Source organism: Amycolatopsis sp. NPDC003861 (assembly GCF_053605405.1).
In genome coordinates this window covers 1-24,122 of record NZ_JBSGJD010000041.1, presented here as the reverse complement: position 1 = coordinate 24,122, position 24,122 = coordinate 1, and the positions used below count along the sequence as shown (strand labels likewise).

The following is a 24,122-nucleotide window of genomic DNA, read 5'->3' as shown; positions in this document are numbered from 1 at the left end:
TTTTCGCTAGCTTCACCGGCTATGGACGACTTCTACGTCAGCCACAGCCGCTTCACCGACCCGGGCCCGCACGCCGCCTGGCTCGACGCCACCCCCGGCGACCTCGCCGCCCTGCGCGAAGCGGCGTCCGGGCTGGTGTTCCACTACTGGGGTTCGGGCCCCATCACCGAACACGGGTTCCCGGCCACCCGCAACGACGAGATCACCCTGCGGTACGCCGCGGACATGTGGGCCCGCCTGCGCGAGCTCGACTCGGCCGCACCGAGCGAGCCGCGGCCGCCGCTGCACCGGATCGTCGGCTGCTGCCGCGACTTCACGCTGCTGTTCGTCTCGATGGCGCGCTACCACGGCATCCCGGCTCGCGCCCGCGTCGGGTTCGCGAGCTACCTGATGCCCGGCTGGTACCTCGACCACGTCGTCGCCGAGGTCCGCACCGCCGACGGCTGGCGCCTGGTCGAAGCCCAGCTGCCGCTCGGCTTCCGCGACCCGGTGGACGACGTCGAGTTCGACCTCCTCGACGTCCCCCGCGACCGCTTCCGGACCGGCCCCGACGCGTGGACCGCGATCCGCGCGGGCGAGCTCGACCCGGCCCGGGTGGTCGTCAACCCGGACCTCGACGTGCCGTTCCTGCGCGGGATCCCGTACGCGTGGCAGAACCTCGTGCGCGACCTCGCGGCGCTCAACAAGCACGAGATGCTCCAGTGGGACATCTGGGGCGCGCTCGACGACACCGTGGAGCTTCCCCCGGCCACCCTCGCCCGCGCCGACGAGCTGGCTCAGCTGATGGCCACCGCCGACGTCGAGCAGGTACGCGCCGCCTTCGCGGCCGACGACGTCCGGGTGCCGCCGGTGATCCACACGGTCACCCCGCCGGGACAGCTTCCGGCCGAGGTAGTGCTTCGCTGACCTCGGTTGCCGTTCGCACGAACCGCGCTATCCGCGGGTCACGCGCCCCGGCCGGCCAGGCGAGCGCCAGCGCGTACGGCGTGGCGTCGACGACCGGCCGGTAGACGACGTCGTCCCGCGCGCTCAGCTCGGCGACCGACGCCGGCAGCAGCGCCACCGCCAGCCCGAGCGCGACCGTCTCCAGCAGCTGGGCGCTGTCGTGCACGATCGGCCCCGGTGTCACCGGTCCGCCGGTCACGTCCTGCCCGGACCAGTACGCCCGGTCCGCGGCCGAGGAGAGCGGCCAGCACGGTGTCGGCCGCCCGGCGAAGTCGGCGCAGGTCAGCACGGCCCGGGCGGCGAGCTCGTGGCCCGACGGCAGCGCGGCCACCCGCGGCTCGCTGAACAGCACCTCGACGTCCAGGCCGTGGTGGGTGCCGCTCTGGCAGCCGAGTACCGCCACGTCGGCCCGGCCGTCCCGGAGCATCTCCGCCTGCTCGCCGAACCCGCTGACCCGCACGTCGACCGGATCGGGGTGCGCGTCGGCGATCCGCCGCAGCAGATCGGTGGCGACGCCCGGCTTCGCGGTGACGACGAGCGCCGGCGTCTGCTGTGCCGCCCGCCGCGTCCGCCGGACCGCCGCGGTGACGGCGTCCAGCGCCTTCGCCGACTCGGCGAAGAGGACGGCCCCGGCCGGCGTCAGCGAGACGTGCCGGCTGGTGCGTTCGAAGAGTTGCACCCCGAGCCGCCGCTCGAGCAGCCGGATCGCGCGGGACAGCGGTGGCTGCGCCATCCCGAGCCGTTCGGCGGCGCGGGAGAAGTTCAGCTCTTCGGCGACCGCGCGGAAATACCGCAGCTCACGGACCTCGACATCGTCCATACCGGGAGAGTATCGCGGCAGAGTCCACAGGTCTTTCCCTTTCTGATTCGCGCATGGTGGGCTTGGTGTCGATAACTCCACAAAGGACGGACAGCGGATGACGCAATCGCAGCACAACAAGGAAGTGGTCCTCGCCTTCCTTCGGCTGGCCTTCACCGAGAAGCGCCCGGCCGACGCCTTCGCCGAATACGTCGGCGACGGGTACGTCCAGCACAACCCCCACGCCCCGGCGGGCGGGGAGGCCTCGGCCCGCTACCTCGCCGGGTTCGTGGCGCGGTTCCCGGACCTCAGCCTGGACGTGCACCGGGTGATCGCCGAGGACGACCTCGTCTGCACGCACAGCCTGCTGCGCCTGACGCCCGGCTCGCGTGGCAGCGCGATCGCGGACGTGATGCGGGTCCGGGACGGCCGGATCGTCGAGCACTGGGACGTGGTGCAGGAGGTCCCGGAGGCGACCGCGAGCGGCAACCCGATGATCTAACCGGGCTGTTCGGTTCCCGCCGGGGCGATGCCGTGGAGCGCGGCGCTCACCACCGCGTCCACCGGCGGCGGGTCGAGGGGCGCCGTGTGCGGGAAGACCGTCGTCAGCACCGAGGCGTGGCAGTAGCCGACCAGCATGGCCGCCGTCGCGTCCACTTCGGACTCCGCGCGCAGGCGGCCCAGCGCTCGCTCCGCCTCGAGGTAGGCCACCAGCCGATCACGCCAGTAGCCGGACCGCTCGCTGATCTCCGCGAACCGCTCCAGCACCCTCGGCTGCGCGACCAGGCCGCTGAACGCCGGCACGAGCACCTTGTGCAGCGCCAGGCCGAACTCCAGGTGCCGGCGGAGGTTCCCGGTGAGGGTGCCTTCGCCGGCCACCGGCAGCTCGCCCAGCTCCGCCTCCGTCGTGCGCACGTGCTCCAGCAAGGCCCGGGCCACCAGCTCCTCCTTGTCGGAGAAGTGGTTGTAGAGCACGCCGTCGGCGACGCCCGCCATGCGCGCGATCTCCCGCACGGTCATGCCGGTCGTGCCGTGCGTGGCGATCATCTTCCGCGCGGTCTCGAGCAGCAGGTCGTGCAGTGACTGCCCGTCCCGCTGGGCGGCGGCTTTCCTCGGTGACATCAGCGCCATCGTACGGGCGCCCCGCTACGGCCTCCTTCCCGCGACCAGCCACGCCGTGCCGCGCAACCGGACCGCGCCGGGCCCCGCGAACGGTTCGAGCGCCACGGCGAGAGCCTCGGTCGCCGCGGCCGCCCTCGCGCTGTCGACCAGGCCCAGGTGGTGGCGGACCGGCCCCCAGTCGGCGATGAACCGCGCCGCGTCGGGCACGTCCCGGCCCCAGACCTGGTCGGCCTCGACGCGGGTGCACACCACGTCTTCGAAGCCGGCTCCGGTCAGCACCGCCCGGGTGCGGTCCGGGTCCGCGAACGACGTCGGCCCGCTGCCGTCCGGCCCGGTCGGCTGCGGCAGGTACGCCGACAGCGCGCCGAACACCCGGCCGAGGTCGGTGCCGGACAGCGCCGTCATGCAGAGGAACGCGAGCCGCCCGCCGGGGGCCAGCGCGCGCCGGACGTTGCCGAACGCGGCCACCGGATCGGCGAAGAACATCACCCCGAACCGGCTGACCGCCAGGTCGAACCCACCTTCGGCGAACGGGTGGACCTGGACGTCACCCTGCTCGAACGTCACGTTCGGCACCTCGGCCGCCCGCGCCCGCGCGGTCGCGAGCATCGGCCCGGACAGGTCGACGCCGATCGCGGACCGGGCCCGCGCCGCCGCGAGCCGTGTCAGCTGGCCGTTGCCGCAGCCGATGTCGAGCACGCGGTCTTCCGCGCGCACTCGATCGAGCAGATAGCCGTTGAAGCCGCTGTTCACGGCGTCGTAGCGATCGGCGTGCGCCGCCCAGTGTTCTCCCTCGTACCCGTTCCACGCCTCGGCCTGCGCGGTGTTGACGATCCCGGTCATCCTCATCCCCTCCGTTGTGAACATGCGTTCATGAACACGTGTTCATGCTGCCGCCACGGCCACCCGATGTCAAGGCATCGGCCACCCGTCCCCGGATGTCGGCCAGGTGGCAGATCTTCCGGCGAGCCGGCCGCGGAAGACTTCTCGTCATCAAGGCAAACCGCCTCTGAACAGCAAAAAGGAGTTCGAAATGGCCGACGTCATCGCCAACATGTCCATGTCCCTCGACGGCTTCGTGGCCGACCCGGAAGATCGCATCGATCACCTGTTCGAGTGGTTCGGCAATGGCGACGTCGAGGTCCCCACCGCCGTCGACTGGGCCACCTTCAAGACCTCCGAAGCCAGCGCGAAGATGCTGCGCGCGGCGATGGAGAACGTCGGCGCGCTGATCACCGGCCGCCGCCTGTTCAACCTCACCCAGGGCTGGGGTGGCACGCACCCGATGGGCGTCCCGGTCTTCGTCGTCACCCACGAGGAGCCCGCGGACTGGCCGCACCCGGACGCGCCGTTCACCTTCGTCACCGACGGCCTCGAAAGCGCCGTCGAGCAGGCCAAGAAGACCGCCGGCGACAAGAACGTCGCGGTCGCCAGCACGACGATCGCCCAGCAGTGCCTCAACCTCGGCCTGCTCGACGGTGTCCAGGTCGACCTGATCCCGGTGCTCCTCGGCGACGGCGTCCGCTTCTTCGAGAACCTCGATGCCACCACGAAGCTGACCGACCCCGAGGTCACCGAGGGCACCGGCGTGACGCACCTGTCCTACCGGGTCAAGCGCTGAGGAGCGTGACGTGCAGCGCGGCGAGGCGGGCGGGGTCGGCGATCACCTCATACGCCGCCACCCGCTCGCCCTCGACGGTCACGGCCAGGGCGAGCAACAGCCGCCCGCGCGGCGCGACGACGACGCCGACCGCGCCGTCGACCAAGGCCGCTTCGGCGAACCGGGCCCGCTTCCCGAATACCTGGGTCTCCTCGGCGACCGCGTGGGCCCCGCGCACCTCGAGCGGTGCGCCCACCGGCAGCGCGGCGGCGTCGGCGCGGCGGACGACGTCCGGGGCCAGCACGTCGAGCAGCGAGGCGAGGTCGCCGCCGCGGGCCGCGGCCAGGAAACAGTCGACCACCCGGCGGTGCCGGGCCAGGTCGGCCGGGGGCAGCGGGGCGGTGCCCCGGATCCGCTGCCGCGCCCGGCTCGCCAGCTTCTTCGCCGCCACCGGCGTGCGGTCCAGCACCGGGGCGATCCGATCGAACGGCACCGCGAACAGGTCGTGCAGCACGAAGGCGATCCGCTCGGCCGGCCCGAGCGCGTCCAGCACGACGAGCAGCGCGCGGCCCACCGAGTCGGCGAGCGCGGCTGCGCCCGCCGGATCGGCGTCGGCGACCGGCTCGGGGACGACGTCCAGCGGCTCCTCGCGGCGGGCTTTCCGCGACCGCAGCACGTCGAGGCAGACGCGGGAGACGACCGTGGTCAGCCAGGCCGCCAGGTTGTCCACCGAGTCCACCCGGTTCAGCCGCAACCAGGCTTCCTGCACGGCGTCGTCCGCTTCGGCCGCCGAGCCGAGCATCCGGTAGGCCAGCCCGCGCAACCGGTCGCGTTCGGCCTCGAAGCTCGCCGCCAGGTCGTCCATCGGTCACCTTTCGCTCGCGTCCACCGTCGCCTCCTCGACGTATCCCCGCGACCGGAGGTGACCGGATGAGCTTGCTGACCCCTGCCGACGTGGGCGGATGGCGCCTGCCGAACCGGGTCGTCGTGGCCCCGACGACCCGGGCGCGCGTTCCCGGGGGAGTGCCCGACGACCTCCAGGCCGCCTACTACGCGCAGCGCGCGGGCGCCGGGCTCATCGTGGCCGAAGGCACTTGGGTGAGCGAACGGGCTGTCGGCTTCTCGGACGTTCCCGGCGTGTACACCGAAGCCCAGGTCGACGGGTGGCGGCGGGTCACGGACGTCGTGCACGCGCTCGGCGGCCGGATCGTGCTGCAGCTGTGGCACACCGGGGCGGTCTCGCACCCGCACTTCCTCGGCGGGCGGCCGGGCGGGCCGTCCGCGGTGAATCCGGACGAGCCGGTGTACCTGCCGTCCGGGCGGTGCCCGACGGGCACACCGCGCGAGCTGGGCGTGGCCGAGATCCGGGCGACGGTCGCGGAGTACGGCACGGCGGCGGAGAACGCCCGCCGCGCCGGGTTCGACGGCGTCGAGATCGCCGCCAACGGCGTGTACCTGCTCGCGCAGTTCCTGCACCCGCGGCTGAACCACCGCACCGATGCCTACGGCGGGTCCGCGGCCGCTCGTCGCCGGCTGCTCGCCGAGGTGGTCGGCGCGGCCGCCGAGCACGGCCGGGTGGGCGTCCGGCTTTCGCCGTGGTGGACCGGCGGACGGTTCACTGTGGACGATGCACTGCGGGCCGAGTACGACGAACTGGTCGCCGGGCTCGACGCGGACTACCTGCACCTGCGGGGTCCCGACGCCGGGCCGGACTTCGCGGGCTTCGCTCGTTATCGGGACCTGTTCGATGGCCTCCTCATCGTCAACAACGGCTTCGACCGCGAGACCGGCGACGCGGTGATCGACGCCGGGATCGCGGATGCGGTGTCGTACGCGCGGCACTTCGTCGCGAATCCGGACCTGGTGACGCGGTTCGCGCTCGGGCACCCGCTCGAAGCCGCCGACCCCACGACGTTCTACGGCGGCGGGTCGGCCGGTTACCTGGATCAGGCGGCGCTAATCCCGTGACCACACCGCCAGTTCGCTGCCGCCGGGCTCGCGGAAGTGGAAGCGCCGCCCGCCCGGGAAGGCGAACGGCTCCTTCGTGACCACGCCGCCCGCGGCCGCCACCGCCTCGCGGGCCGCGGCCAGATCGTCGGTGCGGATCGTGATCAGGGGTGCGCGGGGTTGTTCGGCCGCATCCGCTTGGAAACCCAGGGTGAGGCCCTCGGCCCGGACGTCGGTGTAGTCCGGGCCGTACGGGGTCGCCTTCCAGCCGAACGCGCGCTCGAAGAACCGCCCGGACGCCTCGGCGGACGTGGACGGGAACTCGGCGAAGTCGATTTCGAACATGACCCGACGCTAGCGGCGACCACCGACAAAACCGCGCGAGCGCGCCGCCGCCAGCCCGCCGAGGACGAGCGCGACCGCGCCGATCACCAGGTCCACGTAGCCGCCGACGATCCCGTAGCCGGTGCCGGGCCCGCCCTTCGCGGCGGCCACGACCCACCCGCCGATCACGACGGAACCCACGCCGCCCGCCAGGGCCACGACGGCTCCCCGGCCGCGGCGCAGGGCCAGCACGCCCGCGACCACCCCCGCCACTCCGAACACCACGGCGATCAAGGACCAGAGCCGTCCCGGGGTCAGGTCGTAGGAACCGGCGGCGGCGAGGACGTTCATGAGGTGCTCCTTCTGTTCCGGATCGGACGCCGGAAGCATGGCCGCCCGGCCCCGGGCCCGTCGTCGTGCGCGAGCAGGCACTTCGCGCTGCCGCGGGCGTCGCAGGAAACGAAGGACTACCGCGGGCGCAGTAGCCGGGAAATGCGCTTCACGCACGACTTCGCCGGGCGGGCACCCGGTTAGGGTTCGGGGATGAGCCGTGCGCAGGTCGTCGACGGGGTGATCGCCGCCGGGGTCGCGGCGGCCCTGGTGGTCGCCGGGCGGTCGGCGACGCACGCGGCCACGGACCTCGACGTTCTGGGGTACGCGGCGCTGGCCGCCGGTGGGCTGGCGCTGGCCGCGCGCCGCCGGGCGCCGGTCGCCGTGCTGGCTGCGACCGCGCTCTGTGCGCTCGCCTACCAGGCCGCCGGGTTCGAAGTGCCCGTCGTCGCCTACCTCTTCGCCGTGTACGCCGCCGTCCGGGCGGGGCACCGGATCGCCGCGGTCGTCGCTTCGGTGCTCATGCTGGCCGCGGTTCCGCTGGCGCTCCTGGTTTCCGGTGTGCCCGACACCGGCGCGGCGTTCACGCAGTCGCGCGACGTCCTCCAGCTGGCGTGGCTGATCGCCGCGGGGGCGGCGGGGGAGGCGTTGCGCCAGGCCGAGCGCCGGGCCGACGAAGCCGAACGCACCCGCGAGGAGACCGCGCGGCGGCGTGCGGACGAGGAACGGCTGCACATCGCCCGTGAGCTGCACGATTCGCTGACCCACCAGATCTCCGTCATCAAGGTGCAGGCCGAAGTCGCCGTCCACCTGGCCCGCAAGCGCGGTGACGACGTGCCCGAGGCGCTGCTGGCCATCCGCGACGCCGGCCGCGAGGCGACCCGGGAGCTGCGCGCGACCCTGGAGGCGTTGCGCGACGACGACAAGGACCCGCCGCGCGGGCTCGACGACGTCCCCGACCTCGTGCGCCAGGCCCGGACCGGCGGCCTCGACGCGCAGCTGACCGTCGAGGGCACGCGCGACGCCGTGCCGGTTGCGGTCGGCCGGACCGCCTACCGGATCGTCCAGGAGTCGCTGACCAACGTCGCCCGGCACGCCGCCGCGGACACCGCGTCGGTCCGGATCGACCACCGGCCCGGCGCGCTGCTCATCCGCGTCGACGACGACGGAAAGGCCACAGTGGACAGTGCGCCGGGCGTCGGCCTGACCGGGATGCGCGAGCGCGTCACGGCGTTGGGCGGCCGGCTCGAAGCCGGGCCTCGCCGCGGAGGCGGCTTCCGCGTCCAGGCCGAACTCCCGGTGGACCCGGCGTGATCCGCGTCCTGCTGGCCGACGACCAGCCGCTCATCCGCAGCGGGTTCCGCGCGCTGCTCGACGTCGAGGCCGACATCGAGGTCGTCGCCGAAGCCGGTGACGGCGGCGAAGCGGTGCGGCTGGCGCTGGTGCACCGGCCGGACATCGCGCTCGTCGACGTCCAGATGCCGGGCGTCGACGGCATCGAGGCGACCCGGCGGATCGCCTCGATGCCGGCGCTGGCCGGGGTGCACGTCGTCATCCTGACGAACTACGGCCTGGACGAGTACGTCTTCGAGGCGCTGCGCGCGGGCGCGGCCGGGTTCCTCGTCAAGGACATCCAGCCGGAGGACTTCCTGCACGCGGTGCGCGTCGCGGCGCGCGGCGACGCGTTGCTGGCGCCGTCGATCACCCGCAAGCTGATCGACCGGTACGTGACCCAGCCGCTCGTTCCCGCGGCGGGGCTGGCGGAACTGACGAACCGGGAGCGCGAAGCCGTCACGCTCGTGGCACGGGGGTTGTCGAACGAGGAGATCGCCGGACGGATGGTGATCAGCCCGCTCACCGCGAAGACGCACGTCAACCGGGCCATGATGAAGCTGCGTGCGCGGGATCGGGCACAGTTGGTGGTGTTCGCCTACGAGTCGGGGCTGGTGGTGCCGCAGTGAGTGACGTGACCGAGGTCCTGGCCGAGCTGGCCGCGCTCGACGACCCCAGGATCCGCGCGGTGAACGAGAACCACGGCGACGACCACGGCGTGAACCTCGGCAAGCTGCGCGCGGTGGCGAAACGGCTGAAGACGCAGCAGGAGCTGGCGCGCGGGCTGTGGGCGAGCGGGGACAGCGCCGCGCGGCTGCTGGCGACCCTGATCTGCCGCCCGAAGGCGTTCGAACGCGGCGAGCTCGACGCCATGCTGCGCGAGGCTCGCAGCCCCAAGGTGCACGACTGGCTCGTCAACTATGTGGTCAAGAAGAGCCCGCACGCCGAAGAGCTGCGCGTGACCTGGCTGGCCGACCCGGACCCGGTGGTCGCGAGCGCCGGCTGGGCGCTGACCGCCGAACGCGTCGCCAAGCGGCCCGCCGGACTGGACCTCGACGGCCTGCTCGACGTCATCGAAGCCGGGCTCAAGACCGCCCCCGACCGGCTGCAGTGGGCGATGAACGCCTGCCTGGCGCAGATCGGGATCGAGCACGCCGGGCACCGGGCCCGGGCCGTCGCCATCGGGGAGCGTCTCGAAGTGCTCAAGGACTATCCGACGCCGCCGGGCTGCACCTCGCCGTTCGCGCCCGTCTGGATCGCCGAGATGGTGTCGCGTCAGGCGGGACGGCCCGCGCCCGCGTAGTCGTCGCCCTTCGAGTGGTACGTGTGGATCTGGATGGCCTGGCCCTCGGTCGGCGCGTTGATCATCAGGCCGTTGCCCAGGTACAGGCCGACGTGGTGGATGCGCGTCGCCGGGCTGCCGTAGAACACCAGGTCGCCGAGGCGGGGCTCCTGGGTGGCCGGCACCGGGGGGAGCGCGCGGAATTGGCTGTCCGCCGTCCGCGGCAGGGCCACGCCCGCGCTGTCGTACGACGCCTTCGTCAGGCCGGAGCAGTCGAAGCCCGCCGCGCCCGCGTCGGGGCCGTTGCCGCCCCAGACGTACGGGAGGCCGAGCTGGCCCAGCGCGAAGCGGGTGGCGCGGACCCGCGGCGAGTCCGCCGACGCCGGGTCGAGGGACAGCGTGGCGTACAGCTGGGCCATGCCGAGCACGCGCTGGCGGAACAGCTCGGTCCCGTCGCCGGGGTGGTACGCCGCGATCGCCTTCCACCAGCCGGGGCCGGCGCCGAGGTCCGTGCCGCCCGCGCACAGCGCCCGGCCGGCCGCGACCGGCGCGTCGGAGCCGTACTTCTTGGCCTGCGCGCCCGAGAGGCCCAGCAGGTCGCCGCCGCTGCGGCCGTGGTTCGACGCCGCCGCGCCGACGCCGGCCAGGGTGACCCACGAGAGGTGGCACGACGGGTCTTCGCCGCGGAGCGTGAGTTCGCCGTTCGCGTAGCCGACCAGCGCGTCGGCGGGGATGTCGAGGGGGCCGGCCAGCTGGTCCGCCCACTGCCGCAGCGGGCTCTTGCCGCCCTGGCCGGACGCGCCCTGGCCCGGCTCCTGCGCCTTGACCGGTGCGCTGACTTCGAGGACCGACGGGCCCGACGCCGTGTCGCGCACGACCGGCGGGGGCGCCGGGGCGGCGACGGGTTCCGGCGAGCGGTCGGCCAGCAGCCAGCCCGCCGTGGCGAGCCCGGCGACGAGCGGCAGCGCCACCAGGCCGCGCAGCGCCGCGCCGCGGGCCCACGAAGTCTGCTTCGTCGTCACGGGTTCCAACTTAGAAGAGCGCACCTCTTAGTGAACGACCGAGTAGCTTGCACGTTAGGGGACTCCCATATTGTGGGCACATGCCTGAGATCGACGCCGGGCGGCTGACCGCGGCGCTCCAAGATCGCTACGCGATGATCGACGTCGTCGAGCGCACTGGGTCCACCAACGCTGAGCTGCGGAAAGCCCTCGAAGACGGCGCCGAGGACCGGACCGTCCTGCTCGCCGAGGAGCAGACCGCGGGAGTGGGCAGGCGGGCGCGTTCGTGGAGCTCGCCGAAGGGAGCCGGGCTGTACCTGAGCGTCGCGCTCCGGCCGGGTGTCCCCTTCGCGGTGCTCGGCTCACTGTCCGTCGTCGCCGGGCTCGCCGTCCGGGCCGCCGCGGCCTCCGTCGGGGTGGACGCCGTGCTCAAGTGGCCCAACGACGTCCTCGTCGACGGCGCCAAGTGCGCCGGCATCCTCGCCGAGGCCGTCGCCGGGGACGCCCCGTCGATCGTGCTCGGCATCGGCCTCAACGTCCTGCCCCTCGGCGACGTCCAGCCAGGCCCGGGCGGCCTGCCCGCGACGTCGCTGGCCGAGCAGGGTGCCACGAACACCGACCGCACCGACGTCGCGATCGCGTTGCTCACCGGGTTCGCCGACCTGGAGCGGCGCTGGCGGCTGGCCGGCGGCGACCTCACCGAGGCCGGGCTGCTCGGCGACTACCGCGCCCACTGCGCGACCCTCGGCCAGGACGTCGAGGTGCAGCTGCCGGACGGCTCGGCGCTGACCGGCCGCGCGGCCGACATCGACGCCGCCGGCCAGCTGCAGGTCGACGTGGCGGGCGGGCAGCGGCACACCGTCTTCGCGGGTGACGTGGTCCACGTCCGTCCGGCCTGATTTGTCGGGGCGTCCGCGCCCACCACCCGCTCGCTCGCCGGTACGGTGAGACGACACCGCCGCACCGACCTTGGGAGCGTCCGCCGTGGCCTATCCGGACGATTTGCTCAGCGAGCAAGAGCACGTCGTGGTGCACAGTCACCCGCACTTCAAGATGCTGATCTTCCCGACGCTCGCGCTGCTGGTCACCCTGGGTGCGGGCACCTGGCTGGCGATCCTGGCGAAGGACGCGTCCTCGCCGTGGAACTCGGTCGGGCTGATCGCCATCGGGGTCGTCGCGCTCGTGCTGATCGTGTGGCTGTTCCTGGCGCCGCTCGTGCGCTGGCGGACCACCCACTTCATCGTGACGACGGACCGGCTGATCGCCCGCGAGGGCGTCCTCAAGCGCACCGGCATCGACATCCCGATGGGCCGGATCAACAGCGTCCAGTTCGAGCACGGCCTGCTGGACCGGGTCTTCGGCTGCGGCACGCTCATCATCGAGTCGGCGTCGGACGAGCCGCTGCGCTTCGAGGACATCCCGCACGTCGAGAAGGTGCACACGGTCATCTACCGCGAGGTCAACGACAACCCGTACGACGACTACCGGCCGGGCGCCCAGCAGACCACGCCCCTGCCGCCCCAGGGCGGCGGGCACCCGCCACGCGGCGAGAGACGGCGCTGATGGGTACGCGCGCACTGGGCCTGCCCGAGCGGGTCCCCTCGGCGGGTGACCTGCCGGAGCGGGTCACGATCTGGGAGGTCGGCCCGCGCGACGGGCTGCAGAACGAGAAGGCGATCGTCCCGGTCGAGGTCAAGCTCGAGTTCCTCGACCGGCTCGCCGGTGCCGGACTCACCACGCTGGAGGCCACCAGCTTCGTGCACCCGAAGTGGGTGCCGCAGCTGGCCGACGCCGAGCAGCTGCTGGCCCGGCTCGACCGCCGCGAAGGCGTCCGGTACCCGGTGCTGGTGCCGAACGAGAAGGGCCTGAACCGGGCCCTCGAAGCCGGCGTCGAGCACATCGCGATCTTCGCCAGCGCGACGGAGACGTTCGCGCGCAAGAACCTCAACTCGTCGCTGGACGAACAGTTCGCGATGTTCGAGCCGGTCGTCACGCGGGCCCGGGAAGCGGGCCTGGACGTCCGCGGGTACCTCTCGATGTGCTTCGGCGACCCCTGGGAAGGTGTCGTGCCGGCGAAGCAGGTCGCTGCCGCCGGCCGTCGGCTGCTGGACATGGGGTGCTCGCAGCTTTCGCTGGGCGACACCATCGGCGTCGCGACGGCCGGGCAGGTCGAAACGCTCATCGGGTTGTTCGGCGACGTCGGTACTTTGGCCGTGCACTTCCACGACACCTACGGCCAGGCTCTCGCCAACACCCTGGCGGCGCTCCGATGTGGAGTGTCGACTGTGGACTCGTCGGCGGGCGGGCTCGGCGGTTGCCCGTACGCCGAATCGGCCACCGGGAACCTCGCGACCGAGGACCTGGTGTGGATGCTGGAGGGCCTCGGGGTGGCCACCGGCGTCGACTTGGACGCGCTGGTGGCGGCCAGCGCGTGGATGGCGGGACAGCTCGGCCGCCCGAGCCCGTCCCGCGTGGTCGCCGCATTGAGCTGAGGCTTCCGGGGCTCCGCCCCGGGCCGGGGGCTCCGCCACCCGGAGCCCCCGAAAAGAAGGAGACCTAGTCGCGCCCAAGGGGACGGGGTGCGGTATCAAGGGGGACCGGCAGCGCCGCGGCCGCGTCGAACAGCGTGTGCCCGCCGGGCACCGACCGAGCCGGAGGATGGGTGTGACCGAGCCTTCCGAGGCGGGCTCCGAACCGGGCGAGGGCGACCTCGACACCGGGCCGGTGCAGCTGCCCGGGTACGGCCTGGCGGATTCGGGTGCCTTCGAAGAGGCACCCACCCCGCCCTCGGGCAACCCCGCGGCCTGGCCGCACGCGGTGTCGCCGCTGCTGCCGCCGTTCCAGCTGCCCCCGGCCCCGCCGCCTCCGCCGACGCCGGCTCCGCTGCCCCCGCCGCCGGTGGCCGGGCCGCCGCCGGTCGCGGGCCCGCCGCCGAACCCGGGCTCGCCCGCGCCGCTGCCGCCGCTGGGCTCACCGCGCACGGAACGGGAAAGCGTCGTCGCGCTGTTCCTGGTGCACATGTTCCCGATCGGGCACCTCCCGGTGGCGATGGACAAGCCGGCGCGCCAGCTGCCGCTGCCCGACGACCCGGACGGCTTCCCGCCGAACGACCACCCGGACGCCCGGCTGATCTTCGACGACCAGGCCCTGACCAACGTCACCGCGGGCTTCCGACGCTCGCCGACCGCACCGTCGCGGCCGGTGCCGCGGCACCTGAAAGAGGGGTACGTGCCCTACGCGCGGGCGACGCAGGCGGTGTGGATCCGCCGGTTCGTCGTCGGGCACAGCGACCTCGGCCCCGAGTACGCGTGGCCCCCGGGCGAGCAGTACCCCGAGGGCAGCGTGGACTGGCCCGAGCCGGTGATGGTCCCGGTCAACACGGTCCTCGACCGCTTCGGCCCGGCCTACGGGCGGATCCTCTACGAGGACGGCACGCCGTTCGCGGAACGCTCGCTACCACCGGCGTTCCTGGACGCCGAGTACCGCCGGTACGTCGTGGTGCGCAAGGTGCCGATGTGGCGCTCGGAGACCGCGAACTGGTACGGCCAGGTCGGCGGCGGCACCCGGTACCGTGCCCTGCTGGCGGCCGACGAACTGGTGACCCTCGGCTACCTCGCCGAGGCCAAGGGGGAAGAGGACTGATGAACACCCAGTCGATCCAGCGGTGGCTCGGCGTGCTGGGCGTGCCGCCGGAGGTCGTCTCGCTCGGCGCCGAGGTCGACAACGCCTGGTGCCTGATGCAGGGCGAGGACGAGGCGTGGGAGGTGTTCTGGCGCGAGCAGGGCAACCGCTACGACTGGGCGCGGTTCACCAGCGAGCAGGTGGCCTGCCACTACCTGTTCGGGCGGCTCGCGTGGGCGCAGGTCGCCCGCGGCGCGGTCGGCCTGCTCCCCGGCTCCTGACTAACGCTTCAGGATCGCCAGCGCCTCTTCGTGCAGCCGGCCGTTCGTCGAGAGCGCGCTGCCGTTGTCGTAGCGCCCGACGCCGTCCAGGTCGCTGAAGCGGCCGCCCGCCTCCGTCACGATCACCTGCGCGGCCGCGACGTCCCACGGGTTGACGATGCACTCGGCCGCCACGTCCACCGCGCCTTCGGCCACCAGCACGTGGTGCCAGAAGTCGCCGAACGCGCGGGTCTCCCAGCACGCGTCTACCAAGTCCAGGTACTTGTCGCGCGAGTGGTACTCGACCCACGAGTTCAAGTCCGTTGTGGACAGATAAGCGTCCGAAAGGGACGAAACCTGCGAAACCGACAGCTTCCGCGTCCCGGCGGCGTCCGAAGAGAACGCTCCGGCGCCCGCAGCCGCCCACCAGCGGCGGCCCAGCAGGGGTGCGCTGATCAGGCCGACCACCGGGTCGCCGTCGGAAACCAAGGCGATGAGGGTCGCCCAAACGGGTACTCCGCGCAGGAAGTTCTTGGTCCCGTCGATCGGGTCGAGCACCCACGCGCGGCCGGTCGACGCCGAGCCGCCGCGTTCCTCGCCGAGCACCGCGTCGCCGGGGCGTTCCGCGGCCAGCAGGGCCCGGATCGCGTCCTCGACCGCAGTGTCGGCGTCGGTCACCGGGGTGCGGTCGGGCTTGCGCTGCACCGCCAGGTCCAGGGCACGGAACCGCGCCGTCGTGATCGCGTCGGCGGCGTCGGCCAGCCGGGTGGCGAGAGCCAGATCATCTTCGTAGCCAGGCACGGTCACGATGTTTTCACGCCCGCGCGCCGTAGAGTTGGCCAGGTGAGCATGGTCCTACTTGCCGAAGACGATCCGGCCATCGCCGAACCGCTCTCCCGCGCCCTCGAACGCGAGGGATACGAGATCCACGTCGTCACCGACGGCCCTTCGGTGCTCGACGCCACCGCCGCCCAGCGCGTCGACCTGCTCGTGCTGGACCTCGGCCTGCCCGGGATGGACGGCCTGGAGGTCTGCCGCCGGCTGCGCGCGGCCGGCACCGAGCTGCCCGTCCTCATGCTCACCGCCCGCACCGACGAGGTCGACTTCGTCGTCGGCCTGGACGCGGGGGCCGACGACTACGTCGCCAAGCCGTTCCGGCTCGCCGAACTGCTGGCCCGGATCCGCGCGCTGCTGCGCCGCCGGGTGCCCGAGGTCCTGGAGGCCGGCGGGGTGCGGATGGACCTCGGCGCCCGGTTGGTCACCGTGGACAACCACGAGGTCCAGCTGGCCAACAAGGAGTTCGAGCTGCTGCGCGTGCTGATGACCCGCGCCGGGCAGGTCGTCAGCCGCGACGAGATCCTCGCCGAGGTCTGGAACGACCTCGAGTCGAAGACGTCCAAGACGCTCGACATGCACATGTCGTGGCTGCGCCGGAAGCTCGCCATCGCCGCCGACGAGGCCGCCGGCCGCACCAGCAAGAGCCACGACGGCGAGCGGCGGATCGCGACCGTCCGCGGCGTCGGCTTCCGCTTCAACGCCGAATAAGCCGTGCGCCGCCGCATCCTGCTGGCCATCCTGCTGGCCGTCGCGGTCAGCTCGGCGGTCCTCGGCATCCCGCTGGGCATCGTGGCGAGCTGGCAGATCGAGTCCAGCTACCGCGAGACGCTCGCGGAGAACGCCCGCGCGGCGGCGGCGATCCTGGACACCGAAATCGCCAACGGCCAGGAGATCGACCTCGACCAGGTGCGGGCGGCGGTCCCGGCGAACGGGCTGCTCACCGTCCGGGCCAGCGGCCAGAGGGAGAAGCGCTACGGCAGCAGTCCCGGCCCCGACACCGTCACCGAGACGGCCGACCTGGCCCGCGACGGCAAGGTCGAGATCGCCGTCCCGGCCGGCCCGATGCACGAGCGGCAGACGACGGTGACGCTGGTCGTCGTGCTGCTGGTGCTGCTGTCGATCGGCACCGGCGCGGTCGTGGCGATCGCGACGGCCAGACGGCTCGCGAAGCCGCTGCGGCACGTGGCCGAGCGCGCGGCCCGCCTCGGCGGCGGCGACTTCCGGCCCGACCCGAGCCGCTACGGCGTCGGCGAGCTCGACATGGTCGCCGAAGCACTGGACGCGTCCGGCACCGCGCTGGCCCAGCTCGTGCAGCGGGAACGCCAGCTCGTCGGGGACGTCTCGCACCAGCTGCGCAGCCGGCTGACGGCGTTGCAGCTGCGGCTGGAACCGCTGACCGTGCACCCGGACGAGGAGGTGGCCGACGAGTCGAAGGCCGCCCAGGAGCAGGCGGACCGGCTCGCGGAGGCGCTCGACGAGCTGCTCGCGGCCGCCCGCGCGGCGCGTGAGGTCGGCGCGGAACCGGTGGACCTGCCGACGCAGCTGCCGGAAATGGCCCAGGAGTGGCGCGAGCTGCTTCGGTCGGAGGGCCGCAACCTGCGCACGCGCGTGGCCGACGGCCTGATGGCGCGGGCCACCCCTGGCCGGCTCCGTGAAGTCGTCGGGGTGTTGCTGGACAACGCGCTGCGCCACGGCTCGGGCACGGTCACGCTCATCGCCCGTCGCGGCGACGCCGAGGGCACGGTGGTGATCGAGGTGAGCGACACCGGCCCCGGCGTCCCGGACGAGCTGGCGCCGCACATCTTCGAGCGGGGCTTCTCCGGCGGCGGCTCGACGGGGGTGGGCCTGGCGCTGGCGCGGGCCCTGGTCGAGGCGGACGGCGGCCGCCTGGAACTGTCGAACCGGCGTCCGGCGGTGTTCAGCCTGTTCCTGAAGGTGCCGCGGCCGAGCGACGTCCCCGAGGTGCGCTGGCCGGCCGAGCGCGTCCCGCGGTAGGCGACGCGCCCGGCCGTCCGCTCAGATCAGGCCTTCCCGCAGCGCGTAAGCCACCGCGTGCGAGCGGTTCCGCAGCTGGAACCGGTTGGTGACGTCGTGGAGGATGCTCTTCACCGTGCGCTGCGAGTAGCACAGCTCGTCGGCGATCTCCTGCGTCGAATACCCCGCCGCGACGAGCCGGAGGACCTCGGTCTCGCGGTCGCTCATGCCGCCCAGGCGCAGGCCGCGCGGCTGGAGCACCTGGCGCTGCAGCCGGGAAACCCGGTTCAGCAGCCGGCCGAGCAGGTCGGGCGGCAGCGCGCCCTCCCCGGCGGCCGCGGCCTTGATCAGGCGGACGAGGACGTCCGGGCCCGCGTCGGCGCGGCGGGCGACCGCGCAGACGCCGTGCTCGACCGCGTTGAGGATCTCGTTGTCGTCGACGTCGCCCGCGATCAGCACGATGCGGGTGAAGCCCTGGTGGTGCAGCGCGGACAGCAGCCGGGTCATCGCCTCGTCGAGCCGGTCGGCGACCAGCAGCGCGACCAGGGCCGTGCCGTCGTCCACCACCCGGACGTCGTCGCGGGAGCGCAGCGCCATGCAGACGCCGTTGTGCAGGATCGGATCGGTGGCGCGGACCACCACCGGGGTCCGGTCGGTTTCGAACATCGTTCCCCATTCCCCTCGAACGGTGCAGGCTGCCCAGCCTGCCCGCTCGGGTGTCCCGGGCGCATGGGACCGGCGTCCCGATGTTGCCCGGGCGACTGCCTCTCAGGACCGGCCGAGGCCCGCGTCCCTGGCCCGGACGATCGCCTCGGCGCGGTCGGCCACGTGCAGCTTGGCGAAGACGTTCGAAATGTGGTTCCGCACGGTCTTGGGGCTCAGGCACAGCGTGCTGGCGATGACGCTGTTGCTGTGCCCGGCCGCGATCAGCGCGAGCACTTCGCGTTCGCGCCCGGTCAGCTCCGGGAACACCGGCTCGCTGACCGGCGGCTGGTTGAAGAAGGCGAGCACGCGGTTCGCGATGTCCGGCCCGAAGATGGCCTCGCGCCGGGCGACCGCCTGGACGGCCCGGATGATCTCGTCCGGCTCGGCGTCCTTGAGCAGGTAGCCGCGGGCACCGGCGCGCATCGCCGCGAAGACCGACTCGCTTTCGTCGGCCATCGTCAGCATCAGCACGCCGGTGCCCGGGTTCGCCGCCACGATGTGCCGGGTCGCCTGGATGCCGGACAGGTCGGGCAGGTGCAGGTCCATCACGACGACGTCCGGGCGGAGGGTGGCGGCGGAGGCGACCGCGTCGGCCCCGCCGGCGGCCTCGCCGACGACCTCGATCCCGGGTTCGGCGGCGAGCAGCGTGCCCACGCCGATCCGGAAGAGGGGATGGTCGTCGACGACGAGGACGCGCAGGTCGCCCATCCGCTTCACCTCCCCCTGGTCACTCCTGGTGATGGTACGCGGACGCGTTCTCCCGTGCCCAGGCCGCGAAGGTCAGCGGCGGCCGGCCGAGCAGCCGCTCGACGGTGTCGAAGACGACGTGTTCGTGCGGTGCGGACTCGTGCTTGAGGGCGAAGAGGCCGTCGACGGCCTTCGCGGGCCAGCCGTACGTCCGGATCAGCCGGTCCTTCGCGGCGCTTTCGGTTTCCTCGACGTACTTCAGCGGACGGCCGATCGCCTCGGCCAGGATGGCGACCTGCTGCTCGGCGGTGAGGGCTTCGCCGCCGGTGAGCCCGTAGGTCGCGCCTTCGTGCCCGGACGTCGTCAGGACGAGCGTCGCGACCTCGGCGATGTCGCGGACGTGGACCAGGGCGGACGGCGGGTCGGTTTCGGGCACGTACACGGCGTTTTCTTCGCGGATCGAGCCGATCCAGGCGAAGCGGTTGTCCATGAAGGCACCCGGCCGCAGGATGGTCCAGGCCGGCCCGGCTTCGCGGACGGCCTGCTCGGCTTCGGCGTGGGCGCGGGAAATCGCGTCCTTCTGTCCGAAGTGGACACCCGTGGTGGACAGCTTGACGAGGTGGGTGACGCCGGCCTGGGCGGCGGCCCGCGCGACCGCCGCTTCCCGGTCGGCGCTGTGCCCCTGGGTCAGCACGAACACGCGGTCCGCGCCGGCCAGCAGGGCGGGCAGGTCCGACGTGTCGAGGTCGCCGCGGACCACTTCGGCACGCGGGTCGATCCGGGCCTTCGCCGGGTCGCGGGTCAGCGCGCGGACGTCGGCACCGGTGCCGAGCAGGGCGGGGACGAGGTGGCGGCCGACCTTGCCGGTGGCGCCGAGGACGAAGATCATCGTGGGTTCTCCTTATCGGGAAAGGGGGACGTGGGGGAGCGTGAACGCCGTGACGAGGCCGAGCGCGAGCACGGGCAGCAGCGCGAGGAACACGCCGTGGGGGCCGGCGTGGTAGGCGAAGCCCAGCGCGACCGGGCCGAGGGCCGAGCCGAGCGCGCGGGCGAGGTTGACGCCGGCGGCGACCGCACCGCGGTCCGCGGCGGGGGCGGTGTTCTGCGTGGCCATGGCGAGCACCTGCAGGTTCAGCCCGGCCGCGCAGCCGAAGACGACCAGGCAGGCGAGGACCCGCGGCAGCCCGTCCAGGGTCAGCAGGCCGAGCACCGCCAGCAGGCCGAGCGCCATGCTCAGCCGCGGTGCCCAGCGGTAGGCGCCGGTGCGGGCGATGACCTTGCTGGCGACGACGGAGGCGACGGACACGGCGAGCGTCATCGGCAGCAGTCGCAGCCCTCCTTCCGCCGGACCGGCGTCGGCCTGCAGGTAGACCGCGATGTAGTTGACCGAGCCGAGGAACGCGAACCCGGCGAGCACGCTGAGCAGCACGGACACGGTGAACGTCCGGTCGCGGAACAGCCGCAGCGGCAGCACGGGCGCCTCGGCCCGCCGTTCGACGACCACGAACACCACGGCCGCGACCGCGCCGAGGCCGATCGACCACGGCGTGAGGAGGGTGAACCCGGTGATCGCCGTGCCGAGCAGGAGTACGCCGGCGAAGTCGAACGGCGCTTCCCGGCGCCGGGTCGACAGGTCGAGCGTCTTCAGGCAGGCCAGGGCGACGAGCCCGAGCGGCAGGTTGACCAGGAAGATCGACCGCCACCCGGCGACACCGGTGAGCAGGCCGCCGACCACCGGCCCGGCGAGCGAAGCGACGGCGAAGCAGATCGAGAACCAGCCGAAGTACTTCGCGCCTTCGCGGGGCGAGAACATCTCGCCGAGCGAAGCGCCGACGGAGACGAAGAGGCCACCGGAACCGGCGCCCTGCAGCACGCGCCCGGCGATCAGGAACGCGGCCGACGACGCCACGCCGCAGGCGAGCGAGCCCAGCAGGAACAGGGCGAGTGCGCCCAGGAGCACACGTTTGCGGCCGAAGACGTCACCGAGCTTGCCGTAGAGGGGCGCGGTGGCGCTCCCGGCGAGCAGGTAGGCGGTGGTGACCCAGGCGTAGGCGCCGGTGCCGCCGAACTCGGCGGCGATCCGGGGCAGCGCGGTGGCGACGACCTGGGCGTCGAGCATCGCGAGGAAAACGGACAGGAACAGGCCCGTGAGGGCGGATTTCAGGGCGCGCGAAGGCGCGATCGTGCTCAAGAGAAGACCTTGTTTCGTCAGAAGGGACGAGAGATGCGGACGCGTCGGAAACGCGCCCCGTCGAGTCGGGAAAAGGCTCCATCGTCATCCGCGGACGGATGCGACCTCTTCGCGCTCGGAAACCACCTCGAATCGTCCCGCTCGCCCGGCCGAACCCGGACGGCGTCCACTACGCAGGAACTCTGGCGAAGATGACTCTAGACAAGTACATGTCTGAAGACAAGTACTTTTTCAGGGCAGGCGGCTGACCTGGTCGCTGTCCCGGCGCCGCTCGCCCAGCTCGTCCGGGAACACCCACTTCTTGAAGCCCCAGAAGCGGAAGAACATCGCCAGCAGCATGCCGATGATCGACCCGCTCGCGAAGTCCGCGACCTCCTGGACCAGGAACGTCACGTGCGGGACCTCGAGGTCGAGCACGTACCGCGAGATGACCAACGGAACCAGGTTGACGCCCACCGCGATGCCGCTGATGACGAAGAACAGGGCGGCTTCGTGGTGCCGCTCGCGCCCGCCGCGGGTCCGGAAGGACCACTCGCGGTTGAGGATGTAGGACACGATGGTCGCGACGATGATCGCGATCGCCTTCGCCGTGGTCGGCTTCGGCTCCAGCACCGTCAGCTTCAACGCGTACCAGACGCCGTTGTCGACCACGAACGTCGTGCCGCCCACGATCGCGAACTTCAGCAGCTCCCGGTGCTTGATCAGCACCGAACGCAGTGGTTCCGGCGTGCGCTTGAGCACGGTTTCCACAACGGTCACACCACGCAGTCTAGGAGAACACCGCGTTTACCTGTGGTTCAGGCGGCACTGCTGCCGTGAATGTCCGGATATCGGGCGTCCGCGTCAGCCGGTCAGCCAGCCGAACGCCTTCTCGGGGGTGACGGTCGGCGGCTTGGCCCCGGGTTTCCCGCCGGACCTCGGCGGGGCGCCGGTCGTGGTCGTGGTCGTGGACGCCGGCGGCTCGCTCGTCGGCTCGTCCGGCGTCGTCGCCGGTGGCTTCGACGTCGGCTTGGTCGGGGTCGGCTTGGGCTTGGACGGCGTCGGCTTCGGGACCGACGTCGTCGTCGGTGTGGGCACCGGGTCCTTGCCGCACCAGTGGCGCCAGCAGCCGAAGTCCACGGTCACCCGCGGCGCTGTCGCCCGGCCGAGCCGGGCCTCGACCGTCGCCCGCCCGTCGTTCGGACGGCTCTTCAGCTGGACCCACAGGTTGACGTGCTGGCCGGGGGCCAGCGCGCTCTTCGTCGTGCAGGTCGCGCTCGTGCCCGTCGACGTGCAGGGGAAGTCGCGCAGGCTCCACCACTGCTTGAGCGGGGCGTCGAAGGTGACCGTGACCGGCTTGGCCGTCTGGCCGGTGTTGTGGACCGTCGCGTAGATCCGCGGGTGGGGGAACCACGGGAACATCGAGATCGGATCGGTGTGCGCTTCCAGGACCACGGCGTCCGGCGGGACCTTCACGGTGACCTTGACGCTCACCGCGACGGAGATCTGCACGCCGGCCGTGACCGAGCCGGTCACCGTGCCGCCTTCGGCGCCTTCGTCGGCCTGCAGGCGGAAGTTCAGCGTTGCGCTCTGACCGGGCTGCAGGCCGGCGCCGGTCTTGCAGGTGACCGTGCCCTCGCCGCCGGGGCAGTTCACCGAAACCGGGCCGGGGGCCTGCGCGCGGGCGGCCGGGGCGCCGCCACCGCCGGTCTCGACCGCGCGCACCCCGCGCGGGAGCTTCAGCGCGACCGCCACCGGCTCGGACACGCTGCCGCCGTCGTTGCGCACGGTGATCGGGAGGTTCGTCGCGGTGGCCCGCAACCGGGTCGTGGGCGGCCGCGGGCCGCGGGAATCCGCGCACGCGGCCCTGCCGGTGCGGCCGATGGGCCAGACGCCGACCCGGTACCACGTGAGCCTGTCCGTGGCCGACCGCGCCGGGGTGCTCGCCCAGGTGGCGCAGGCGTTCGCCGACCACGGCGTGAGCATCGCGGCGGTGCGGCAGAGCGACGTCGGCGACCGCGCGAGCCTGGTCGTGGTGACGCACCAGGCCCCCGACGCCGCGTTGCAGTCCACTGTGGACGAGATCGGGCGGCTCGACGTCGTCCACGAAGTTGTCAGCGTGATGCGCGTGGAAGGCGAAGACCAGTGATCAGGCACCCCTGGCCCGGGCTCATCGAGGCGTACCGGGACCGCGTCCCGGTCCCGGACGGCGCGCGGGTCGTCACGCTCGGGGAGGGCAACACGCCGCTGCTGCCCGCCCACCACCTGTCCGAGCTGACCGGCTGCGAGGTGTACCTCAAGGTCGAGGGCACGAACCCGACCGGCTCGTTCAAGGACCGCGGGATGACCGTGGCCATCACGCACGCGCTCGCCAGCGGCCTCAAGGCGGTGATCTGCGCGTCGACCGGCAACACGTCCGCCTCGGCCGCCGCCTACGCCGCCCGCGCCGGGCTCACCTGCGCGGTGCTGGTGCCCCAGGGCAAGATCGCGATGGGCAAGCTCGCTCAGGCCGTGCTGCACGGCGCCCGGATCCTGCAGGTCGACGGCAACTTCGACGACTGCCTCGAACTGGCCCGCAAGACCGCGGCCGACTACCCGGTCACGCTGGTCAACTCGGTCAACCCGGTGCGCATCGCCGGCCAGAAGACCGCCGCGTTCGAGATCTGCGACGTGCTCGGCACCGCGCCGGACATCCACTGCCTGCCGGTCGGCAACGCCGGCAACATCACCGCCTACTGGGCGGGGTACGCCGAGTACGCGGCCGACGGTGTGGTGAAGAACACGCCGCGGATGTTCGGCTTCCAGGCGGCCGGAGCGGCACCGCTGGTGCACGGCGAGCCGGTGCGCGACCCGGACACGATCGCGACCGCGATCCGGATCGGCAGCCCGGCGTCCTGGACCGCCGCGGTGAAGGCGAAGGACGAGTCCGACGGGCTCTTCGAAGCCGTCACCGACGAGAAGATCCTCGAGGCCTACCGGCTGCTGGCCGGCCGCGAAGGCGTCTTCGTCGAACCGGCGTCGGCCACCAGCGTGGCGGGCCTGCTGGCCACGGCCGCCGACGGCCGCCTGCCGCGCGGTTCGCGGGTCGTCTGCACGGTCACCGGGCACGGCCTGAAGGACCCCCAGACGGCGCTGCCGGTCACGGGCCTCGTGGTAGGTGGTGACGCTGTCGCTCGCGTGGAACAG

The 24,122-nt window shown here is 72.8% G+C and carries 29 protein-coding genes and 1 pseudogene; 16 read left to right on the top strand and 14 right to left on the bottom strand.

What is annotated here, in order from left to right; all coding sequences use genetic code 11:
* Window positions 1-21: 21 nt before the first annotated feature.
* Complete coding sequence (locus ACWEVN_RS13515) at window positions 22-906, top strand: transglutaminase domain-containing protein (protein WP_452051414.1); 885 nt, start codon at window positions 22-24, stop codon at window positions 904-906.
* On the opposite strand, the gene ACWEVN_RS13510 is transcribed toward ACWEVN_RS13515, so the two are convergent.
* Window positions 863-1,765 (bottom strand): LysR family transcriptional regulator, encoded by a 903-nt coding sequence (locus tag ACWEVN_RS13510; RefSeq protein WP_452051413.1) that lies wholly within the window; start codon window positions 1,763-1,765, stop codon window positions 863-865. The two genes, ACWEVN_RS13515 and ACWEVN_RS13510, sit on opposite strands and share 44 nt — an antisense overlap.
* 97 nt (window positions 1,766-1,862) lie before the next feature.
* Here ACWEVN_RS13510 and ACWEVN_RS13505 point away from each other — a divergent pair, with 97 nt between their 5' ends.
* Window positions 1,863-2,246: a nuclear transport factor 2 family protein gene (locus ACWEVN_RS13505; RefSeq protein ID WP_449687130.1), complete on the top strand. Its 384-nt coding sequence runs from the start codon at window positions 1,863-1,865 to the stop codon at window positions 2,244-2,246.
* On the opposite strand, the gene ACWEVN_RS13500 is transcribed toward ACWEVN_RS13505, so the two are convergent.
* On the bottom strand, window positions 2,243-2,875 hold the full coding sequence (locus ACWEVN_RS13500; protein WP_449687129.1) for a TetR/AcrR family transcriptional regulator: 633 nt from the start codon (window positions 2,873-2,875) through the stop codon (window positions 2,243-2,245). The genes ACWEVN_RS13505 and ACWEVN_RS13500 overlap by 4 nt on opposite strands.
* A gap of 15 nt (window positions 2,876-2,890) precedes the next feature.
* Window positions 2,891-3,709 carry a class I SAM-dependent methyltransferase gene (locus tag ACWEVN_RS13495; RefSeq protein WP_452051412.1) on the bottom strand — a complete coding sequence of 273 codons (819 nt, stop codon included), beginning with the start codon at window positions 3,707-3,709 and terminating at the stop codon, window positions 2,891-2,893.
* 190 nt (window positions 3,710-3,899) lie between these two features.
* Here ACWEVN_RS13495 and ACWEVN_RS13490 point away from each other — a divergent pair, with 190 nt between their 5' ends.
* On the top strand, window positions 3,900-4,487 hold the full coding sequence (locus tag ACWEVN_RS13490; RefSeq protein WP_452051411.1) for a dihydrofolate reductase family protein: 588 nt from the start codon (window positions 3,900-3,902) through the stop codon (window positions 4,485-4,487).
* Here ACWEVN_RS13490 and ACWEVN_RS13485 read toward each other — a convergent pair.
* The gene (locus tag ACWEVN_RS13485; RefSeq protein ID WP_452051410.1) at window positions 4,477-5,331 is read right to left on the bottom strand and encodes a sigma-70 family RNA polymerase sigma factor; all 855 of its coding nucleotides are present in this window, start codon (window positions 5,329-5,331) and stop codon (window positions 4,477-4,479) included. The two genes, ACWEVN_RS13490 and ACWEVN_RS13485, sit on opposite strands and share 11 nt — an antisense overlap.
* A gap of 65 nt (window positions 5,332-5,396) precedes the next feature.
* Between ACWEVN_RS13485 and ACWEVN_RS13480 the strand changes: the two genes are divergently transcribed.
* Window positions 5,397-6,434: an alkene reductase gene (locus ACWEVN_RS13480; RefSeq protein ID WP_452051409.1), complete on the top strand. Its 1,038-nt coding sequence runs from the start codon at window positions 5,397-5,399 to the stop codon at window positions 6,432-6,434.
* Here the strand turns inward: ACWEVN_RS13480 and ACWEVN_RS13475 are convergent.
* Window positions 6,423-6,758 (bottom strand): VOC family protein, encoded by a 336-nt coding sequence (locus ACWEVN_RS13475; protein ID WP_452051408.1) that lies wholly within the window; start codon window positions 6,756-6,758, stop codon window positions 6,423-6,425. The genes ACWEVN_RS13480 and ACWEVN_RS13475 overlap by 12 nt on opposite strands.
* 9 nt (window positions 6,759-6,767) lie before the next feature.
* The gene (locus tag ACWEVN_RS13470) at window positions 6,768-7,088 is read right to left on the bottom strand and encodes a DUF6223 family protein (RefSeq protein ID WP_452051407.1); all 321 of its coding nucleotides are present in this window, start codon (window positions 7,086-7,088) and stop codon (window positions 6,768-6,770) included.
* A 192-nt stretch (window positions 7,089-7,280) separates the two neighbouring features.
* Between ACWEVN_RS13470 and ACWEVN_RS13465 the strand changes: the two genes are divergently transcribed.
* From ACWEVN_RS13465 to ACWEVN_RS13455, 3 genes are read left to right on the top strand one after another with little or no spacing between them, the layout of a single operon-like run.
* On the top strand, window positions 7,281-8,381 hold the full coding sequence (locus ACWEVN_RS13465) for a sensor histidine kinase (protein WP_452051406.1): 1,101 nt from the start codon (window positions 7,281-7,283) through the stop codon (window positions 8,379-8,381).
* A complete protein-coding gene (locus ACWEVN_RS13460; protein WP_452051405.1) occupies window positions 8,378-9,028 on the top strand; it encodes a response regulator in 651 nt (216 codons plus the stop codon). Before ACWEVN_RS13465 ends, ACWEVN_RS13460 begins: the two co-directional genes overlap by 4 nt.
* Window positions 9,025-9,702 (top strand): DNA alkylation repair protein, encoded by a 678-nt coding sequence (locus tag ACWEVN_RS13455; RefSeq protein ID WP_449686742.1) that lies wholly within the window; start codon window positions 9,025-9,027, stop codon window positions 9,700-9,702. The genes ACWEVN_RS13460 and ACWEVN_RS13455 overlap by 4 nt, the downstream gene beginning before the upstream one ends.
* Here ACWEVN_RS13455 and ACWEVN_RS13450 read toward each other — a convergent pair.
* Window positions 9,675-10,703 carry a C40 family peptidase gene (locus tag ACWEVN_RS13450; RefSeq protein ID WP_452051404.1) on the bottom strand — a complete coding sequence of 343 codons (1,029 nt, stop codon included), beginning with the start codon at window positions 10,701-10,703 and terminating at the stop codon, window positions 9,675-9,677. The two genes, ACWEVN_RS13455 and ACWEVN_RS13450, sit on opposite strands and share 28 nt — an antisense overlap.
* 80 nt (window positions 10,704-10,783) lie before the next feature.
* On the opposite strand from ACWEVN_RS13450, the gene ACWEVN_RS13445 reads away from it, so the two are divergent.
* The 5 genes from ACWEVN_RS13445 to ACWEVN_RS13425 all read left to right on the top strand — a co-directional run bounded on the left by ACWEVN_RS13445 (window position 10,784) and on the right by ACWEVN_RS13425 (window position 14,584).
* Window positions 10,784-11,581 carry a biotin--[acetyl-CoA-carboxylase] ligase gene (locus ACWEVN_RS13445; protein ID WP_452051403.1) on the top strand — a complete coding sequence of 266 codons (798 nt, stop codon included), beginning with the start codon at window positions 10,784-10,786 and terminating at the stop codon, window positions 11,579-11,581.
* A gap of 85 nt (window positions 11,582-11,666) precedes the next feature.
* Window positions 11,667-12,245 carry a PH domain-containing protein gene (locus ACWEVN_RS13440; protein WP_310970959.1) on the top strand — a complete coding sequence of 193 codons (579 nt, stop codon included), beginning with the start codon at window positions 11,667-11,669 and terminating at the stop codon, window positions 12,243-12,245.
* A complete protein-coding gene (locus tag ACWEVN_RS13435; RefSeq protein WP_452051402.1) occupies window positions 12,245-13,174 on the top strand; it encodes a hydroxymethylglutaryl-CoA lyase in 930 nt (309 codons plus the stop codon). Before ACWEVN_RS13440 ends, ACWEVN_RS13435 begins: the two co-directional genes overlap by 1 nt.
* Window positions 13,175-13,346: 172 nt before the next feature.
* Window positions 13,347-14,324, top strand: a complete 978-nt coding sequence (locus tag ACWEVN_RS13430) for a TNT domain-containing protein (protein WP_310970955.1) — start codon at window positions 13,347-13,349, stop codon at window positions 14,322-14,324.
* Complete coding sequence (locus tag ACWEVN_RS13425) at window positions 14,324-14,584, top strand: hypothetical protein (RefSeq protein WP_003105220.1); 261 nt, start codon at window positions 14,324-14,326, stop codon at window positions 14,582-14,584. Before ACWEVN_RS13430 ends, ACWEVN_RS13425 begins: the two co-directional genes overlap by 1 nt.
* Here the strand turns inward: ACWEVN_RS13425 and hisN are convergent, their stop codons facing one another.
* Entirely contained in the window at window positions 14,585-15,370 is a 786-nt protein-coding gene (gene hisN / locus ACWEVN_RS13420; RefSeq protein ID WP_449686738.1) for a histidinol-phosphatase, read from the bottom strand.
* A gap of 42 nt (window positions 15,371-15,412) precedes the next feature.
* On the opposite strand from hisN, the gene ACWEVN_RS13415 reads away from it, so the two are divergent.
* Entirely contained in the window at window positions 15,413-16,108 is a 696-nt protein-coding gene (locus ACWEVN_RS13415; RefSeq protein ID WP_310971365.1) for a response regulator transcription factor, read from the top strand.
* 3 nt (window positions 16,109-16,111) lie between these two features.
* Window positions 16,112-17,395: an ATP-binding protein gene (locus tag ACWEVN_RS13410; protein WP_449686737.1), complete on the top strand. Its 1,284-nt coding sequence runs from the start codon at window positions 16,112-16,114 to the stop codon at window positions 17,393-17,395.
* Between the two features lie 21 nt (window positions 17,396-17,416).
* On the opposite strand, the gene ACWEVN_RS13405 is transcribed toward ACWEVN_RS13410, so the two are convergent.
* The 6 genes from ACWEVN_RS13405 to ACWEVN_RS13380 all read right to left on the bottom strand — a co-directional run bounded on the left by ACWEVN_RS13405 (window position 17,417) and on the right by ACWEVN_RS13380 (window position 22,724).
* Complete coding sequence (locus tag ACWEVN_RS13405; protein ID WP_449686736.1) at window positions 17,417-18,040, bottom strand: response regulator transcription factor; 624 nt, start codon at window positions 18,038-18,040, stop codon at window positions 17,417-17,419.
* A gap of 102 nt (window positions 18,041-18,142) precedes the next feature.
* On the bottom strand, window positions 18,143-18,787 hold the full coding sequence (locus tag ACWEVN_RS13400) for a response regulator (RefSeq protein ID WP_452051401.1): 645 nt from the start codon (window positions 18,785-18,787) through the stop codon (window positions 18,143-18,145).
* A gap of 19 nt (window positions 18,788-18,806) precedes the next feature.
* Window positions 18,807-19,655, bottom strand: coding sequence for an NAD(P)H-binding protein (locus tag ACWEVN_RS13395; protein WP_452051400.1), 849 nt, complete (start codon window positions 19,653-19,655; stop codon window positions 18,807-18,809).
* A gap of 12 nt (window positions 19,656-19,667) precedes the next feature.
* The gene (locus tag ACWEVN_RS13390) at window positions 19,668-20,957 is read right to left on the bottom strand and encodes an MFS transporter (RefSeq protein WP_452051399.1); all 1,290 of its coding nucleotides are present in this window, start codon (window positions 20,955-20,957) and stop codon (window positions 19,668-19,670) included.
* A gap of 231 nt (window positions 20,958-21,188) precedes the next feature.
* Entirely contained in the window at window positions 21,189-21,716 is a 528-nt protein-coding gene (locus ACWEVN_RS13385) for a GtrA family protein (RefSeq protein WP_310970943.1), read from the bottom strand.
* An 84-nt stretch (window positions 21,717-21,800) separates the two neighbouring features.
* Entirely contained in the window at window positions 21,801-22,724 is a 924-nt protein-coding gene (locus ACWEVN_RS13380; protein WP_452051398.1) for a hypothetical protein, read from the bottom strand.
* Window positions 22,725-22,731: 7 nt separating this feature from the next.
* Between ACWEVN_RS13380 and ACWEVN_RS13375 the strand changes: the two are divergent.
* Together ACWEVN_RS13375 and thrC are read left to right on the top strand one after the other, a co-directional pair.
* Window positions 22,732-23,085 (top strand): annotated as a pseudogene (locus tag ACWEVN_RS13375) (ACT domain-containing protein); the annotation flags it as partial.
* The coding region (thrC, locus tag ACWEVN_RS13370; protein ID WP_452051397.1) for a threonine synthase at window positions 23,082-24,122 on the top strand (1,041 nt) is incomplete at its 3' end. The pseudogene ACWEVN_RS13375 and the gene thrC, both read left to right, overlap by 4 nt.

Excerpts from the sequence above, each read along its gene's own strand:
- ACWEVN_RS13515 (WP_452051414.1), top strand. The coding sequence starts at position 22 with ATGGACGACTTCTACGTCAGCCACAGCCGCTTCACCGACCCGGGCCCG.
- ACWEVN_RS13510 (WP_452051413.1), bottom strand. The coding sequence starts at position 1,765 with ATGGACGATGTCGAGGTCCGTGAGCTGCGGTATTTCCGCGCGGTCGCC.
- ACWEVN_RS13505 (WP_449687130.1), top strand. The coding sequence starts at position 1,863 with ATGACGCAATCGCAGCACAACAAGGAAGTGGTCCTCGCCTTCCTTCGG.
- ACWEVN_RS13500 (WP_449687129.1), bottom strand. The coding sequence starts at position 2,875 with ATGGCGCTGATGTCACCGAGGAAAGCCGCCGCCCAGCGGGACGGGCAG.
- ACWEVN_RS13495 (WP_452051412.1), bottom strand. The coding sequence starts at position 3,709 with ATGACCGGGATCGTCAACACCGCGCAGGCCGAGGCGTGGAACGGGTAC.
- ACWEVN_RS13490 (WP_452051411.1), top strand. The coding sequence starts at position 3,900 with ATGGCCGACGTCATCGCCAACATGTCCATGTCCCTCGACGGCTTCGTG.
- ACWEVN_RS13485 (WP_452051410.1), bottom strand. The coding sequence starts at position 5,331 with ATGGACGACCTGGCGGCGAGCTTCGAGGCCGAACGCGACCGGTTGCGC.
- ACWEVN_RS13480 (WP_452051409.1), top strand. The coding sequence starts at position 5,397 with ATGAGCTTGCTGACCCCTGCCGACGTGGGCGGATGGCGCCTGCCGAAC.
- ACWEVN_RS13475 (WP_452051408.1), bottom strand. The coding sequence starts at position 6,758 with ATGTTCGAAATCGACTTCGCCGAGTTCCCGTCCACGTCCGCCGAGGCG.
- ACWEVN_RS13470 (WP_452051407.1), bottom strand. The coding sequence starts at position 7,088 with ATGAACGTCCTCGCCGCCGCCGGTTCCTACGACCTGACCCCGGGACGG.
- ACWEVN_RS13465 (WP_452051406.1), top strand. The coding sequence starts at position 7,281 with ATGAGCCGTGCGCAGGTCGTCGACGGGGTGATCGCCGCCGGGGTCGCG.
- ACWEVN_RS13445 (WP_452051403.1), top strand. The coding sequence starts at position 10,784 with ATGCCTGAGATCGACGCCGGGCGGCTGACCGCGGCGCTCCAAGATCGC.
- ACWEVN_RS13435 (WP_452051402.1), top strand. The coding sequence starts at position 12,245 with ATGGGTACGCGCGCACTGGGCCTGCCCGAGCGGGTCCCCTCGGCGGGT.
- ACWEVN_RS13425 (WP_003105220.1), top strand. The coding sequence starts at position 14,324 with ATGAACACCCAGTCGATCCAGCGGTGGCTCGGCGTGCTGGGCGTGCCG.
- ACWEVN_RS13415 (WP_310971365.1), top strand. The coding sequence starts at position 15,413 with ATGGTCCTACTTGCCGAAGACGATCCGGCCATCGCCGAACCGCTCTCC.
- ACWEVN_RS13405 (WP_449686736.1), bottom strand. The coding sequence starts at position 18,040 with ATGTTCGAAACCGACCGGACCCCGGTGGTGGTCCGCGCCACCGATCCG.
- ACWEVN_RS13400 (WP_452051401.1), bottom strand. The coding sequence starts at position 18,787 with ATGGGCGACCTGCGCGTCCTCGTCGTCGACGACCATCCCCTCTTCCGG.
- ACWEVN_RS13395 (WP_452051400.1), bottom strand. The coding sequence starts at position 19,655 with ATGATCTTCGTCCTCGGCGCCACCGGCAAGGTCGGCCGCCACCTCGTC.